The organism is Bradyrhizobium sp. PRIMUS42 (genome assembly GCF_023006515.1).
In the GTDB taxonomy this organism is placed as follows: Bacteria; Pseudomonadota; Alphaproteobacteria; order Rhizobiales; family Xanthobacteraceae; genus Bradyrhizobium.
Genome location: NZ_JALBGZ010001630.1, coordinates 1 through 411 on the forward strand (window position 1 = coordinate 1; position 411 = coordinate 411).

Consider the following 411-nt stretch of genomic DNA (forward strand, 5'->3'; position numbering starts at 1 on the left):
AGGCGCGCGCGATCAGGTCGCGGATGGCATTGCGCTCGAGCGGACGCGGGTTCCAGTAGGCATTCGTCACCGCAAGATCGGCCGCCTTGTCGATGCCGCTCTCGGGCATGCCGACGGCGCGAAGCGCAAGTTTCGCGCCCAGTCGCTTGGCAAGGTCGTAGAGCCCCTGTGATGCATCCGCCGAGCCGATGGCGCGCGAGATCCGTGCCATCGCCTCCGGCACCGCCGGTGCGTTGTAGGCCAGCGCATGCGGCAGTACGATGGTGTGGGTCTCGGCGTGCGGCAGATCAAAAGTGCCGCCGAGCGTGTGGCAGAGCTTGTGGTGCAGCGCCATGCCGACGGTGCCGAGGCAGACGCCGCACAGCCAGGCCCCATAGAGCGCCTCGGTGCGGGCCTCGCGGTCGTCGGACT

General features: G+C 68.9%; 1 protein-coding gene. It reads right to left on the reverse strand.

Going from position 1 to position 411, the window contains the following annotated elements:
* On the reverse strand, positions 1–411 hold a 411-nt coding region (locus MOV75_RS42010), incomplete at both ends, for an iron-containing alcohol dehydrogenase (protein WP_247008767.1).